Source organism: Persicobacter psychrovividus (assembly GCF_036492425.1).
Classification (GTDB): Bacteria; Bacteroidota; Bacteroidia; order Cytophagales; family Cyclobacteriaceae; genus Persicobacter; species Persicobacter psychrovividus.
In genome coordinates this window covers 847,194-861,719 of record NZ_AP025292.1, presented here as the reverse complement: position 1 = coordinate 861,719, position 14,526 = coordinate 847,194, and the positions used below count along the sequence as shown (strand labels likewise).

General features: G+C 42.4%; 12 protein-coding genes. 6 read left to right on the top strand and 6 right to left on the bottom strand.

Annotated features, from left to right (window positions below):
• Positions 1-200: 200 nt before the first annotated feature.
• Entirely contained in the window at positions 201-1,760 is a 1,560-nt protein-coding gene (locus tag AABK40_RS03795) for a DUF4301 family protein (RefSeq protein WP_338397683.1), read from the top strand.
• A 105-nt stretch (positions 1,761-1,865) separates the two neighbouring features.
• Here AABK40_RS03795 and AABK40_RS03790 read toward each other — a convergent pair whose 3' ends face one another.
• Positions 1,866-3,146 carry a UDP-N-acetylmuramoyl-tripeptide--D-alanyl-D-alanine ligase gene (locus tag AABK40_RS03790; protein ID WP_338397682.1) on the bottom strand — a complete coding sequence of 427 codons (1,281 nt, stop codon included), beginning with the start codon at positions 3,144-3,146 and terminating at the stop codon, positions 1,866-1,868.
• Positions 3,147-3,200: 54 nt separating this feature from the next.
• On the opposite strand from AABK40_RS03790, the gene AABK40_RS03785 reads away from it, so the two are divergent.
• From AABK40_RS03785 to AABK40_RS03770, 4 genes are all read left to right on the top strand, one after another.
• A complete protein-coding gene (locus tag AABK40_RS03785; RefSeq protein ID WP_338397681.1) occupies positions 3,201-5,339 on the top strand; it encodes a T9SS type A sorting domain-containing protein in 2,139 nt (712 codons plus the stop codon).
• On the top strand, positions 5,339-5,662 hold the full coding sequence (locus tag AABK40_RS03780; RefSeq protein WP_338397680.1) for a hypothetical protein: 324 nt from the start codon (positions 5,339-5,341) through the stop codon (positions 5,660-5,662). Before AABK40_RS03785 ends, AABK40_RS03780 begins: the two co-directional genes overlap by 1 nt.
• Positions 5,663-5,766: 104 nt before the next feature.
• Entirely contained in the window at positions 5,767-7,707 is a 1,941-nt protein-coding gene (locus AABK40_RS03775; RefSeq protein ID WP_338397679.1) for an ABC-F family ATP-binding cassette domain-containing protein, read from the top strand.
• Between the two features lie 111 nt (positions 7,708-7,818).
• Entirely contained in the window at positions 7,819-9,096 is a 1,278-nt protein-coding gene (locus AABK40_RS03770) for a type IX secretion system plug protein (protein ID WP_338397678.1), read from the top strand.
• Between the two features lie 92 nt (positions 9,097-9,188).
• Here AABK40_RS03770 and cas6 read toward each other — a convergent pair whose 3' ends face one another.
• The 4 genes from cas6 to AABK40_RS03750 all read right to left on the bottom strand — a co-directional run bounded on the left by cas6 (position 9,189) and on the right by AABK40_RS03750 (position 12,968).
• Complete coding sequence (gene cas6 / locus AABK40_RS03765) at positions 9,189-9,980, bottom strand: CRISPR-associated endoribonuclease Cas6 (RefSeq protein WP_332922133.1); 792 nt, start codon at positions 9,978-9,980, stop codon at positions 9,189-9,191.
• 293 nt (positions 9,981-10,273) lie between these two features.
• On the bottom strand, positions 10,274-11,371 hold the full coding sequence (gene ychF, locus AABK40_RS03760; protein ID WP_338397677.1) for a redox-regulated ATPase YchF: 1,098 nt from the start codon (positions 11,369-11,371) through the stop codon (positions 10,274-10,276).
• A gap of 23 nt (positions 11,372-11,394) precedes the next feature.
• Positions 11,395-12,486 (bottom strand): AI-2E family transporter, encoded by a 1,092-nt coding sequence (locus AABK40_RS03755; RefSeq protein ID WP_332922135.1) that lies wholly within the window; start codon positions 12,484-12,486, stop codon positions 11,395-11,397.
• A gap of 137 nt (positions 12,487-12,623) precedes the next feature.
• Positions 12,624-12,968: a DUF3276 family protein gene (locus tag AABK40_RS03750; protein ID WP_332922136.1), complete on the bottom strand. Its 345-nt coding sequence runs from the start codon at positions 12,966-12,968 to the stop codon at positions 12,624-12,626.
• A 202-nt stretch (positions 12,969-13,170) separates the two neighbouring features.
• Here AABK40_RS03750 and AABK40_RS03745 point away from each other — a divergent pair, with 202 nt between their 5' ends.
• Positions 13,171-14,079 carry a DUF58 domain-containing protein gene (locus AABK40_RS03745; protein ID WP_338397676.1) on the top strand — a complete coding sequence of 303 codons (909 nt, stop codon included), beginning with the start codon at positions 13,171-13,173 and terminating at the stop codon, positions 14,077-14,079.
• Positions 14,080-14,113: 34 nt separating this feature from the next.
• Here the strand turns inward: AABK40_RS03745 and AABK40_RS03740 are convergent, their stop codons facing one another.
• Positions 14,114-14,461, bottom strand: coding sequence for a 4Fe-4S binding protein (locus AABK40_RS03740; protein WP_332922138.1), 348 nt, complete (start codon positions 14,459-14,461; stop codon positions 14,114-14,116).
• Between the last annotated feature and the right edge of the window lie 65 nt (positions 14,462-14,526).

The window sequence follows — 14,526 nt, the reverse complement described above, 5'->3', positions numbered from 1 at the left end:
TTAAGTTAATGCCGCTGATTTACAAAAAAAAAGATTTAAATCAGCATCATAAAATTCAAATTGCGCCCGAAAACGTTTTCGGTTTTCAGGATAATCCTTAAATTTACAATTCTTTATAGGATTTATTTATAAAAAAATATTTAAATTCCTATTCAGGTATTTTTTCCCCTTTCCACCAACTAATCAAGAAACGATCCATTATGCCAACAATCGAGACGACAAGATTCACAGAAGAAGAATTAGCTCAGTTTGAAAATAGAGGAATTTCTACTGAAGAAGTTGAAAGACAACTGATCAACTTTCAGGAAGGATTCCCATTTATGGAAATACTCAAAGCGGCTACTTTGGGTGACGGAATTATGCAACTCAGCGAAGAAGAAGTGAACAAGCTGGTTGCTGATTTTGACAAAAACATCGCAACGGTTAATGTTTCCAAATTCATTCCCGCTTCTGGGGCCGCAACGCGTATGTTTAAAAACTTGTTTGGCTATAAAGATCAATACCGTGATTACTCCCCTTCAGCGGCAGATGTAATCGAGGACGCCAATGTTACGCCTACACATTCATTCTTTGAGCATATTGAGCAATTCGCTTTCTATGACAGCCTCAAGGCGGCACTTAAAGAAGACGGCATTGATCTTGATATTGCGGCAAAACGCCACCATGTTTCAGTACTTGATAAACTACTGGGTAAAGGCGGCATGAACTACGGCACATTGCCGAAAGGCCTTTTGAAATTTCATACCTACAGCGACCACGTTGCTACCCCTGTTGAAGAACACCTGAAAGAAGGTGCTGCTTATGCACAGCAACAATCTGGGCTGGTACAGTTGCACTTTACCGTTTCTCCACAGCATCTTAAGGCTTTCAAGTCGCATGTAGCGGAAGTGCAGTCGAAGTACGAAGCGAAGTTTGGGGTAAAATATGAAATCTCTTACTCTATTCAGAAGCCTTCTACCGACACCATTGCGGTAACCAATGACAACAAACCATTTGTAGAAGAGGGTACTGTACTGTTTCGTCCTGGAGGGCATGGTGCACTGATCGAAAACCTGAACGATATTGATGCGGAAGTCATCTTCATCAAAAATATCGACAATGTGGTCAATGATCGTGTTGCTGGAGATACCATCACTTATAAAAAAGTATTGGCAAGTGTTGCCATGAAAACACAGGAGCAGATTTTTGCCTACCTGAAACAATTGGATGAGCCTGCACTACTGACTGCCAACGATATTGAAGAGATTGCCAACTTTGTGCAGCAAACCCTTTGCGTTGTGCCTTCTCAGAAAAACCCTTCTCGGGAATCAAAAATTGACTGGTTGAAATCAAAGCTTAACCGACCAATCAGGGCCTGTGGAATGGTGAAAAATGAAGGAGAACCTGGTGGTGGGCCATTTTGGGCAGTGAACAACGATCAAACCATCTCTTTGCAAATTGTGGAATCTTCACAGATCAACTTGCAAAGCCTTGAAAAACTGGAGATCGTCAATCATGCAACCCACTTCAACCCTGTTGATTTGGTTTGTTTGGTAAAAGATTACCAGGGAAATAAATTTGATTTGAAAAAATATGTCGATCCTAAAACAGGCTTCATTACGCTGAAATCAAGAAATGGGCAGGAGATCAAAGCTCAGGAACTTCCTGGACTTTGGAACGGCGCCATGTCGGACTGGAACACGATTTTCATTGAAGTACCGATCATGACATTCAACCCCGTAAAAACAGTGAATGATCTGCTAAGAGACAATCACCAATAAAATATCAGCACACGAAAAAAGCGGTATCCGACGATACCGCTTTTTTTGTTTCCCTCTTAGCCGAACGCATCAAAAGAAGTAAAACCTCTTTCAACTCAGCTCAGTTTAAAGCAATTCCAATAAGCTTTCCAGCCCCATACCCCGTGATGCTTTAATCAGCAATAAACCTTCAGCAACGGGCGCCTCCTTTAGGTACTGCACCACTGCAGCCTTATCCTGACAGTATATAGCCGAAGGATATGCGGACTTGGCACTCCGCATCAGTTCACCCACAAAAATAGCGTTGAAGCCATACTTCGCGCACTGCTCTCCAATTTCCCGATGCGCTTGTCCCTGTTCATCGCCCAACTCATACATATCGCCTAAAATCACCGTTTTAGGGCTTTTCTCCATCTGCTCCAGGTTTTTCAAAGCCACTTCCATAGAGCTTGGGTTGGCATTATAAGCATCAAGAATGATCGTCAGTTTCGTTTTCTCAATGATCTGTGAACGGTTGTTCGATGGCACATATTCACGAATTGCCTCGTTCGCCACCTCAGGCAAAACATTGAATCGCTTTCCGATAGCGAGGGCAGCAGCAATGTTCTCAAAGTTATACTGACCGATCAAACTACTGACAACCGTTTCGCCATTCTCTGCTTTATAGGTAACAAACGGATCAGCCTCCACGAAATCGACCTGAACACTGTCGCCCCGCTGTGGGTACATCATCGGCTCCTGAAAACGCCTTGCCATATTGGTGAAAATCGGGTTCAGGGAGTTGATGAACGCTTTCCCCTCATGGGTCAGCAGGTAATGATATAATTCACTTTTGGCACGGATAATATTCTCAAAACTGCCAAAACCACCTATATGTGCCTTGCCGATATTGGTGATCAGTCCAAAATTAGGGTTCGCTATCTGGCACAATTCATCGATGTCGCCCACTTTATTTGCGCCCATCTCGACAACGGCCATTTCCAAATCCTCGGGCCAGGCCAGAATAGTCAAGGGCACACCGATATGATTATTGAAATTCCCTTTGGTCGCATAAACACGGTACTTTTTCGCCAACACCGCATGCACCAACTCCTTGGTGGTTGTTTTTCCATTGGAGCCCGTAATGCCAATCACAGGTATGTTAAACTGATCACGATGGTGTCTTGCCAGGGCCTGTAAGCACTTCAGCGAATCTTCCACCAGAATAAACCGATCGTCGATTGCGTATTGTTGCTGATCGACCACCGCATATTTCGCCCCCTGTTCAACAGCCTGTAAAGCAAACTCGTTGGCATTAAAGTTAGCGCCTCGGAGTGCAAAGAACATTTGGCCTTCATTTACTTTTCGGGTATCCGTATTGACACCCAAACATTCCTTATATTTGCCGTAAATTTGATCTATATTCATTATCGTAAGTCTTCAAGTACTTTGAATAAATAAATGTAAAAAAAGAGCCTCTCAATGCCCACAAAACTACTCAATATCCTCTTAATATTTTTTTTATTGATCGCTCACAGCGGCATCGCTCAGCCACGCTTCAAATATAGCAACGCCATTCCTGTGGTCAGTGACCACCCCTTAAAGATGCCCTGGGCTGGCGGGCTCAACAGTCCTCAGGTCAGTAATTTTGATTTTAATGGAGACCAGCAAGCGGACCTGTTCATTTACGACAAAAACAACCAGCAAGCCAAGGCATTTCTGTGCCAGGATGATCAGTACATTCCCTGCCCCGAGTGTCTTTTAGACTTTCCAGAAGCACTCAATGGCTGGGTACTTCTTCGGGATTATAACGGAGATGGCCTACCCGACATTTTCACCAAGCAGCAATTTGGAATTTCTGTTTATGAAAATATTGGCCAGGGCGATCAATGGGAATTTCAGTTGGTGGCAGACCCATTAGCCTCCACGGCTCCCTCTGGCCGAGAACAAAACCTTCAGTGCTCCTCTACCGATATTCCCGCCATTCAGGATATTGACGGTGATGGCGATCTGGACATCCTTGTTTATAATTTTGCAATGGGTGGATTTGTGCGTTCACATATCAACCGATCCATGGAAAACGATGGAACAATGGGACTGAATTTTGCGCTCGATAATTTAGCCTGGGGCGAGTTTGAAGAATGTGACTGCCAGCACTATGCCTTTGAAAATGAAGGTTGCGGCGCCTCAAGCTATCGCATTGAGCATGTTGGCGGAAAAAGTCTTACCCTCCTTGATCTTAACGACGATGGCTTGCTGGACCTACTCGCAGGCCATGAGCAATGCCCAGAATTATACTTTCTTCCAAACACAGGCACGGCTGCCAATGCGCTTTTCAGGAGTTTTGAAGCCCCTTATCAACAGGTGAGCTATCCGTATTTCCCTGTGGCCTATACGGTGGCTACTGAAGGCCGCACGAGTCCTTCCCTACTTGTAGGATCGAACTATAATGAAAACGATAACTTCGGCGTAGACTTTAAAAACACCCTTTGGAAATTAGACCTTGTCGATGGGGAATATCAACTTAAAACCAACAATTATCTGCAAGGGGAAATGATCGACGTTGGGGCATATGCCTCAGCGATTACCATTGATTTAAATGACGATCAAAAAAATGACCTGCTCGTTGCTGGGCAAGGAAAAATGGTGGACGGTAAAAGTTATTTTGACCTTCAGTATTTTGAAAATAATGGCAACAATCAGCAGGCATCGCTTACCCAAAAACCGACAACAATGCTGAATACCGATCAGCTTGATGGTGCCTTTCCAAAGTTGCAATCTTTTGACCTCAACCAAGACGGAAAAGCTGACATTCTTTTAAGCATGGCCAATCCAGATTTACGGTTCAGAACCCTGTATGTCGCCCTGGCTACCGAAAATGGTTTTACCGCATTTCAGCCCATGAGCAATAACCTGAGCAGCTTTACGCAGCTTCGGTTTCACGACCAAATTCATTTTTTCAGCAAAGAAGGAAAAACTTTTGCTATTATGGCCAGAAAAGAAGGTCGACTGGAACTGTGGGCGCCTGAAATTTCCGATTACCGCATCGACTTTTCACTGATCACGGATCGCTATCTATCCATCGAAGATAATTACACACAGGCCAACCCTTCGGTGTTTTATGTCAATGATCCACAAGGTGACTACCTGCTCAAAACAGACTTTTCACAACAGCTGACGGTCATTACTGATTTGGATACTGAGCCGACTTTTACCACCAACACCTGGCAACTAACCGACTCAGATACTCCAAAAAGTTTCAGATTAGGAGATGAAAACCATATCAATATTGGTTTTTTCACCCCCAACTCCCCACATGTACTTGTCGGACAAAAAAGTGGTGGCATTTTATTACTTGAAAATGCGGAACCTTCTTCCAACGTCTCGTGGTCTACGGCTGCTTATCCCAACCCCCTGAAGGCGGGCCAACAATTAACTGTAAAAAGTTCGCTGAATTCCGAAGTGGCCATATTCAACATGCTCGGGCAGCGTATAGGAGTAGCAACTAAGTTACAGGCCAACGAAAGTCAAAAAATACCTTTCCCCAGAAAACAGGGAATCTTGCTTCTGCAGTTTAAATCCAGTCAAGGAATTCGGACCCAAAAAATCGTTATTGAATAATGAAAAACGAAATGCTCATCCATTTTCACTGTTGGGAATCCCCTCCTGTGGGTTTTCAGCCCCACCCGTACTTATCCAGTTCCCTGATAGAAAACAGCGACTTATTGCAGTGGGACAATTATGCCACCCATGCCATCAGCCCACTAATTTCAGGAACTGCAAACCTCAGGGTGATCTTTACAGGTAAAGGGCGTTCGGGCAAAGCACTCATGGAGTTCCTCAATCACCTCCAAAAACATCCGCCTGTTAGTATCAGCCTAAATACTGAAAACCCCTGGTTAGCACGTTTTGTCGGCATGATTCCCCTAAAGAGTCATTCTTAGGTATGAAATCTTCGGCTAAAACAGTTCAAAACCTTTAAAATCGGGCAATATGTCCTAAATTTGTAAATTCCATTTCAGGAAGACAGATCTTAAAGTAGAAATACATGCTTGCAATAAATAATCTTACCTATTACATCAGTGGTCGCCCGATCTATTTTGAGGCTTCATTACATATCAAACCAAAAAATAAAATCGCCCTGATTGGTGCCAACGGCGCAGGAAAATCGACCCTTTTGCGCATCATTGCTGGAGAATACACCCCCGATGAAGGTGATATTACCAAAAGCAAAGAAACTACTTTAGGCTACCTGAATCAGGATTTGTTATCCTTTCAGTCTGATGACAGTATTTTGAATATCGCCATGAGTGCTTTTGAGGAGGCGCTCAAATTACAGGCAGATATGGAAGCGCTGATTCAGAAGATGGAAACCGACTATAAGGAAGAGATGGTCGAGCAACTCGCAAGCATGCAGGAGCGCTTCGAAACGCTTGGGGGTTACAGCCTGAAATCTAAAGCGGAGGAAATTCTTGAAGGGATTGGCTTCAAAACTTTTGAACTGACCAAGCCATTGAGTCAGTTTTCGGGGGGATGGCGTATGCGGGTAATGCTGGCCAAATTACTCCTGGAAAAACCTTCCCTACTGATGCTCGATGAGCCTACCAACCACCTGGATTTACCTTCCATTCAATGGGTGGAAAATTACCTTAAATCCTATGATGGCGCGGTGATTGTCGTTTCTCACGATCAGCAATTCCTTAATAACTGCACCGATATTACGGTGGAAGTTTCCCAAGGAAAGCTGAACCTCTATCCTGGTAATTATGATTTCTATAAAAAGGAAAAGGTTGCCCGAACGGAGATTCAACGTAATGCTTATGAAAATCAGCAACAAAAAATAAAAGAAACGGAACGGTTCATTGAACGATTCCGCTCCAAAGCAACCAAAGCTCGACAGGTACAATCAAGGGTAAAAGAACTTGAGCGTATGGAAATGGTCGATGAGGTGCAGGAAGAAAAGGCCAAAGTGAATATGCGCTTTACCTTCAACCAACCTTCAGGTCGTTTTGTAGCGACTTTCGATAAGGTGGACAAGGCCTATTCTCCTGAGTTGGAGATTCTGAAGGCGGCTTCGGGAACCGTTGAAAAAGGGGACAAAATTGCTTTGGTGGGTGCCAATGGCAAAGGAAAATCGACCCTGTTGCGTATTTTAATGGGCACTGAACCAATTCAACAGGGAGCCGCAAGCCTTGGGCACAACACCATACCGTCATTCTTTGCTCAGCACCAATTGGAGTCGTTGACCCTGGAAAACGACCTGATTGAAGAGCTCAAGCAAACGGGAACTTCCTTAACAGAAACGGAACTCAGAAGTCTGCTCGGTGCTTTCCTTTTTAATGGTGATGATGTTTTCAAAAATATTAAAGTCCTCTCTGGGGGAGAAAAATCACGGGTTGCGCTGGCGAAAGTACTGATTTCTGAAGCCAACTTTCTTTTGCTCGATGAGCCTACCAACCACCTCGACATTCAGTCGGTGAATGTACTGGCACAGGCACTTCAGAATTATGAAGGCTCGTTGTTGCTTGTATCTCACGACAGGAACTTCATCGAACAGGTTGCCAACAAGATTTGGTACATCGAAGAAGGACAGATTAAAGAATATCCTGGTACCCTTGCCGAATACAACCATTGGGTAGAAAAACAGCAGGCCGAACAAACGGATAATGCTTCCTTGTCCACTGAAGCGGTTCAGGAAACGGTGGTGAGTAAAAAACAGGAGTACTCCCAATCGGAGCGCAAGAATATTCAGCGAGAATTACGCAAAGCACAAAAAGAACTCGAAAAGGTGGAGCAGAAATGCATGAACCTGGAGGAGAAAAAAGAAGAAATAGAAATGCAATTGGGCGATCCCGCTTTATATAATGATGCCCAAAAAGTGGTGGAAGTTACTCAGGCACTGGAAACGGTGAAAGCGGATTTGAACAAAGCCAACGAGCTATGGGAACAGTATGCCACGGCCGTATCAGACCTCGAGGAAAAACTCTAAAAGAACTTCCTGACCACACAAAAGCCCAATGATCGCTCCTTGCCTTCATTGGGCTTTTTTCTTTTGACCAAAGCTTACTATATTCAAAGATTACAAGTTTAATTCAACAACATGTTACGCCCAATTCCCTTTATTTTAGGTCTTGCGCTGATGGTCTTTACAACTTCCGTCAGTTTCGCCAAAAAGACCAAGATGCTCTACCGAGATCACATTTATCAAAGCAATATTAAAGCGGTAAAGCTATTTCCCAAAACTACTGACCCCGTTCAGATGATGATCGCCCCTGTGGTGCCTCTTAACGGCCAACAGCTGATTTTAGAATTTGACGACCTTGCCGAAGATTATCAGGAATATCGCGCAAAGCTTATTCACTGTAATTACGATTGGAAGCCCTCGAATTTGGCCAATATGGAGTACCTCGATAATTATAATGAGTTCAACATTAATGATTATGAGTTCTCGGAAAATACGCGTGTGGATTTCGTGAAATATCAGCTTCAAATCCCGAGGGTGAAAATGTCAGGAAATTACGTTGTGGTGGTTTATAAAGAAAGTGACCCTGAGGATTTGATTCTGACGGCCCGATTTGTGGTTTACAGAAACATTGCAGGCATCGATGCCAAACTGAGCCGATCAGATTTAGTGATGGATCGCGACATTAAACAGCAGATCAATTTCCAGATAAATTATGGTTCTTACACGATAAGCAATGCATTCACGGACCTGAAAGTGGTATTAAGACAAAACCACCGATGGGACAATGCCATTTTCAACCTCAAGCCCACCAATGTTAGGCATGACCTCGGGCAGGTGGAATACAATTTCTTTAATGGTGAAAATAATTTTCTTGGTGGTAACGAATACCGATTTATCGACTTGAGATCTGTTTCTTACACTGGGCGTAATGTCGCCAAAATTCGTCGAGATGATTATATGAATTATGCCTGGTTAAATACCGACAGGAGTCGTCAGGGGGAGCCTTATGTGGGCTATAAAGACCAAAACGGCCAGTTCTTCTTGGAGAATGTCGGCTTGGAGCAAGACCTTGCAGGAAGTGACTATATGAAAACAACCTTCTCGCTGGAAGCACCCAATTTTGATCAGGGGAAGATCTTTGTCATCGGGGCATTTAGCAACTGGGAATTGCAACCCGAACTAAGAATGAAGAAAGATCCGCAATCGGGAATCTATACTTGTACAACTTTACTGAAACAGGGTTTTTACAACTATCAGTATGTTGTATTAGGCGGTGGTCATCAATGGTGGGATGTTGAAGGTAGCTTCTTTGACACGGAGAACGATTATGATATTATCGTTTACTATCGAGGGCCGACAGACCGTGCTGATCAGGTGATTGGATATCGGGCATTCAATACGCAACAACAATAATTGCCATTGCAAACATCGTTTTTCCGCTTTATTATGGTTATGGAATGGACTATAACCAAAAAGCGGAAAGACGGTAATTTGTTAAGTGTGTTTTACCATTCGTAACGAACAGTACGGTTTGTAAGGTCGGTATTGGCAATATCCAACATCCCTAACCCTTTGTGTGTAAAAGCGCCCAATCCACTGTGGAATACGAACTCTTGTACCTCTTTGGCAGCATAAAGTGTGAATGGGAAAGTATATCCGCGCACTTCATATTTTACATCCTGATCATAAACGGGATAAATACGCGCAAATTTCTTTTGCGTTTCTTTAATCTTCCGTAAGTAGTTTGCATCAGGCACCAATTGAAATTTGGTGAACTTCGCCAACTCCTCTGTAGAATATTGTCCATAATCTGCTAAACGGCCCATTGTGGACTCATAGAGCATATCAGAAAAATCTTCCGTTTCAGGACTGATAAAACGTTTGCCATGGGAGTCATTAAAACCAGGAACGATCAACACCAATGGAGAGATACAAATGAATTTGGTCTCCTCAGTTAAAGCAGGTGTTTCTTCACGTTCTACAGCTTCAGGAATCAACATCAAGTTACCGACCTCTACGGTTGGGAATTTGAACAGCTCCGTCAGGAAGTAGTTAATGAACTCTTGGTCCGTGCTGGAAAACACCAGTGTAACACGGCTGGAAAAGAAGTGCAATCCATTACGACTGATCTTTGTCTGACCTTTCAGCCCAGAAAAGTTGTAATGATTAAAATCACGGTACTTCTCATTTCCTCCTCTAATAACAATTCCTTTCACTAATTGCGCTAAAAGGAACTGATGATGAAAGGGAACATTTGCCCCTTTATTCTTCAAAATAAATACGATACGAATTCTCAAGCCTTCTGAATTTTTCAGTTGAAAAAAATTGTAAAAAACTTTACAGGTAAAGCAAGGATTATGCCTATATCAAAATCCCTACTTACGTTGTAACTATGGCCTTGCACTAAGGTTTCAAGGAAACATTAAATAATATTCTAATTTAAGCTAATTCCTTTGTAAAAGTCAATAGAATAGGATTATATTCCTTAGTCACCAAGTAGATTTAAGACCCGATAAATACAAATGAAAAGGAGAAAATGCATTCTCTCCTTTTTATTTCAACTCCTGAGCAATATTGCTCATTTCATTAATTAAACATTAAATCGGAAATGCATAATGTCGCCATCTTTCACGACATACTCTTTTCCTTCTATTGCAATTTTACCATTTTCTCGGCAGCCCGCTTCAGTCTTGAAGTTCTTGTAATCCTCCAACTTAATCACTTCAGCCTTGATAAAACCTCTTTCAAAATCAGTATGAATCACCCCAGCAGCCTGTGGTGCTTTCCATCCTTTTTCGATCGTCCATGCACGAACTTCCTGCACTCCTGCTGTAAAGTAGGTAATCAGGTTCAAAAGCTCATAAGCAGCGCGAATCAATCTTGCCAAACCAGATTCTTTCAATCCGTATTCTTCAAGGAAAAGGTCACGCTCTTCAAGATCTTCAATTTCCGCAATTTGCGATTCGATAGCTGCAGAAACCACAACCACCATTGCATTTTCATCCTTTACGCCTTCACGTAACTGATCTACAAATTTGTTTCCTGTATGAATGCTGTCCTCATCAACGTTTGCCACATAAATTACAGGCTTGATCGTCAATAAATTCAGGTGTTCCACAAATTCGAGTTCCTCAGGTGCCACCTCTACAGAGCGTGCATTTTCACCATTCTCCAGTGCTGACGTATATTTTTCCAATACTGCCAACTCTTTTTTAGCTGCCGCATCACCTGTTTTGGCAATTTTCACCAAACGCTGCATGCGCTTCTCGATAGATTCCAGGTCTTTCAGCTGAAGTTCAGCATCAATCACCCCTTTATCCGCCATCGGATCAACACGACCGTCAACGTGAACGATATTTTCATCTTCAAAACAACGCACCACATGGGCAATCGCGTCTACCTCTCTGATGTTTGCCAAGAATTTGTTTCCCAGTCCTTCGCCTCTACTTGCGCCTTTTACCAAGCCCGCAATATCAACAAATTCCATTGATGTTGGCATTACACGCTGTGGATTCACCAAAGCCTCCAACTCACCCAAACGAGGATCTGGAACAGAAATCACCCCTACGTTTGGCTCAATTGTACAAAAAGGAAAGTTTGCTGCCTCAGCTTTATTGTTTGCCAAAGCATTAAAAAGTGTTGATTTACCCACATTAGGCAAACCTACGATACCACATTGAAGTGCCATATGAGATTTATAATATTATTATACTAATTCTTATTAAAAATATGATACTGCGTATAACTCTCGCGTAGCTCGACAAAGGTTACCCGAAGTATCGTATATGCAGGTATTGCGAAAACCATGCCCACAACACCCAATAAATTTGCACCTGCAAAGATAATAATAAATATTTCAAGAGGATGCGCTTTTATACTTTTTGAAAAAATAACTGGCTGTAACACCAAATTATCAATTAATTGAACCATTCCGAAGACGGCAGCGATTTTCAGCATCATGATCAAATAGTCGTGATAAGTGAATAAATCTACGCTGGTGGACATCCCGACGATCACCCCAAATATGGCACCAAGCATTGGCCCAAGGTAGGGAATCAGGTTGGCAATGGCCGCGAAGAGTGCGATAGTGGCCGCATAACGGATATCAACAATCGTGAGCCCCACCGCTGCAAGTCCAAAAATACTAAACATCTGCAACTGAAGCCCGAGCAAATAGTTGGTCAGCAGTTTTTCCGCCTTCTGAAAAGTAGAAACAAATAACTCAAAATACTTATTGGGGACAAAACCGATAAATTTTCTCCGAAGATAACCATTCTCGAGTAGGAAGAAAAACGAGATGAAAAATACCGCCAGCACCCCTACCAATAAGTTTCCCGTAACAGAAATGACATTATTCAACAGGGTAGAAACCTCAATATTCGCCAAAAGCTCTTCAATGCCATTACCGATGGAGGTCTCCAGGAAACCACTTGGTTTTTGTGTGAGCCCATTGGCCCTGAGGAAATGTTCGAACATCCCGACGGGTTCCAGGGCGAGATCTATCATCTTATCAATGTTCAGACTTTTCAGTACCGTTATCTGTTCCGAAATTAAAGGAACAAAGAGCAGCACAAAGAAGGTGATGACGGCAGAGAAGATAAGAAAGGCCAAAATGATGGCGCCAATTCTTGAAAAATGCCAGCCAGAAGCACGCTTGCGGGAGAAGTAATTCACCAGTGGGCTCAGGAAGGTAGAAACAATCAGCGCCAATGTGATATAAACAAAGATGTCCGAAAACATCCACGCCAAAAATACGAAGAGCACAAAGCCAAGTATAACGTAGAGCGTCAGGAGGTGTTTCATGTGAGATTATTTCAATAATAAGGTATGCTTCGCAAGATACTTTATAGTTTGACAAAATAAAAAAACCCGCCAATACTAAATATCGACGGGTTTATTCTAAGAATAGGTCCTTTATGATCAAACTATTTTATTTGCTTTTAAACATTCCAATTAACTTCTTCTCCGAAGGAATCATTAGGAACACCTTCACCTTCTTTTTCATCGAATTGCGAAAAGTCGAAATCTGGCATCAACTCCTCTTTAACAAATCCTACAGTATCCTGAAGTGCATTAATAAATTTATTGAAATCTTCTTTGTACAAAAAGATTTTGTGCTTCTCATAAAATTGGTCCCCGTCATCTTTGAAACGGCGTTTGCTCTCTGTTACCGTTAAATAGTAATCATTAGAACGGGTGGCCTTTACATCGAAAAAATAGGTCCTCTTGCCAGCACGTACCCTCCGCGAGTATATCTCTCCCTTTTGATCCTTGCGCTCTTCCACAATCCAGTAGTTTAAATGTTCAACAATTCGTTTAAAAAAATGTAAAAATCACTCATTATGATTTGACTAATATAAAGATCTATACACTAATCATGCAAATTTAAAGTTGGAAATATTTATTATTTGCTATAATATATTGAAAAAATAAGTAGCGCATGTACCTTATATTTCGTTCTTTAGAAAAAATGAGCAAATTTCAGCCATGAAAATAGACCTGTCCAACATACAAAAGTTCGGTTCCATAGAATTACTCGCCAAGCAATTGGTCGAAGGCTTCATTACTGGCCTGCACAAATCGCCATACCACGGCTTTTCCGTGGAATTCGCTGAGCACCGACTATATAACCCTGGGGAATCCACCAGAAATATTGACTGGAAAGTATATGCCAAAACCGACCGACTGTACTCCAAGCGGTTTGAAGAAGAAACCAACTTGCGTTGTATGCTTGTGATTGACAACAGCCCTTCGATGCATTACCCTGAACCCAACAAGGATAAAATCAAATTCTCTTTGCTGATGGCCGCAAGTTTAGCGCATTTATTGCAGCGCCAGCGGGATGCCGTCGGCCTGACCACCTTTGCTGAGGACCTGGAAATACAAACCCCCGTAAAATCATCAGGGAGCCACCTGCATAAGTTGCTCTTACAGATTGAGCATGTTATGGGTGAAAAGCATCAGGAGAAGAAAGGGACAGATGTACCGAAGGTATTACACCAGATTGCCACCAAACTACATAAGCGTTCGCTTGTGGTGATTTTTAGTGATATGTTTGACCGGCAGGAAAATCAGGAGCAGATGTTTTCTGCATTGCAACACCTCAAACACCAAAAGCACGAAGTTCTGCTGTTCCATATTACAGATAAAAATACAGAGGTGGATTTTGATTTTGAAGATCGCCCCTATGAATTTATAGACATTGAAAACGATCAGGTGATCAAGGCGCACCCAAGCCAAATTCGTGACTACTACCAAAAGGCCACCCAGTCGTATTTTGAAAAGCTGAAATTACGATGTGGGCAAGCAAAAATTGATTTTATTGAAGTAGATACCAAAGGAGATTACGAGCAGGTACTCCTCTCCTACCTGATAAAACGGCAAAAAATGATTTAAAAAAAACGACCTCAAATTGAGGTCGTTTCTTATTTTATTCTGCGTGAAGCCATGCCTTTTTGGCTAACAGCTCATCTTCCTCTTCCGGTTGGTCTGGATCATCAACACAACAATCCACAGGACATACTGCCGCACATTGGGGCTCTTCATGGAAACCAATACATTCTGTACACTTGGTACTTACAATATAGTAGAACTCATCAGAAAGGGGCTCCTGAGCATCACCTGCGTCCATTGCCGACCCATCTTCCAATTCTATCTGACGTAAATTCGTTCCGTCACTGTAATTCCATTCAATACCACCTTCATAAATGGCAGTGTTAGGGCATTCAGGCTCACATGCACCGCAGTTGATGCATTCGTCCGTGATCATAATCGCCATAATATCAGTATTTTAATTATATATCAATTCCTTAATTAACTTCAAAATTAATAAATTTTTCATTA

Excerpts from the sequence above, each read along its gene's own strand:
- AABK40_RS03795 (WP_338397683.1), top strand. The coding sequence starts at position 201 with ATGCCAACAATCGAGACGACAAGATTCACAGAAGAAGAATTAGCTCAG.
- AABK40_RS03790 (WP_338397682.1), bottom strand. The coding sequence starts at position 3,146 with ATGAATATAGATCAAATTTACGGCAAATATAAGGAATGTTTGGGTGTC.
- AABK40_RS03785 (WP_338397681.1), top strand. The coding sequence starts at position 3,201 with ATGCCCACAAAACTACTCAATATCCTCTTAATATTTTTTTTATTGATC.
- AABK40_RS03780 (WP_338397680.1), top strand. The coding sequence starts at position 5,339 with ATGAAAAACGAAATGCTCATCCATTTTCACTGTTGGGAATCCCCTCCT.
- AABK40_RS03775 (WP_338397679.1), top strand. The coding sequence starts at position 5,767 with ATGCTTGCAATAAATAATCTTACCTATTACATCAGTGGTCGCCCGATC.
- AABK40_RS03770 (WP_338397678.1), top strand. The coding sequence starts at position 7,819 with ATGTTACGCCCAATTCCCTTTATTTTAGGTCTTGCGCTGATGGTCTTT.
- ychF (WP_338397677.1), bottom strand. The coding sequence starts at position 11,371 with ATGGCACTTCAATGTGGTATCGTAGGTTTGCCTAATGTGGGTAAATCA.
- AABK40_RS03755 (WP_332922135.1), bottom strand. The coding sequence starts at position 12,486 with ATGAAACACCTCCTGACGCTCTACGTTATACTTGGCTTTGTGCTCTTC.
- AABK40_RS03745 (WP_338397676.1), top strand. The coding sequence starts at position 13,171 with ATGAAAATAGACCTGTCCAACATACAAAAGTTCGGTTCCATAGAATTA.
- AABK40_RS03740 (WP_332922138.1), bottom strand. The coding sequence starts at position 14,461 with ATGGCGATTATGATCACGGACGAATGCATCAACTGCGGTGCATGTGAG.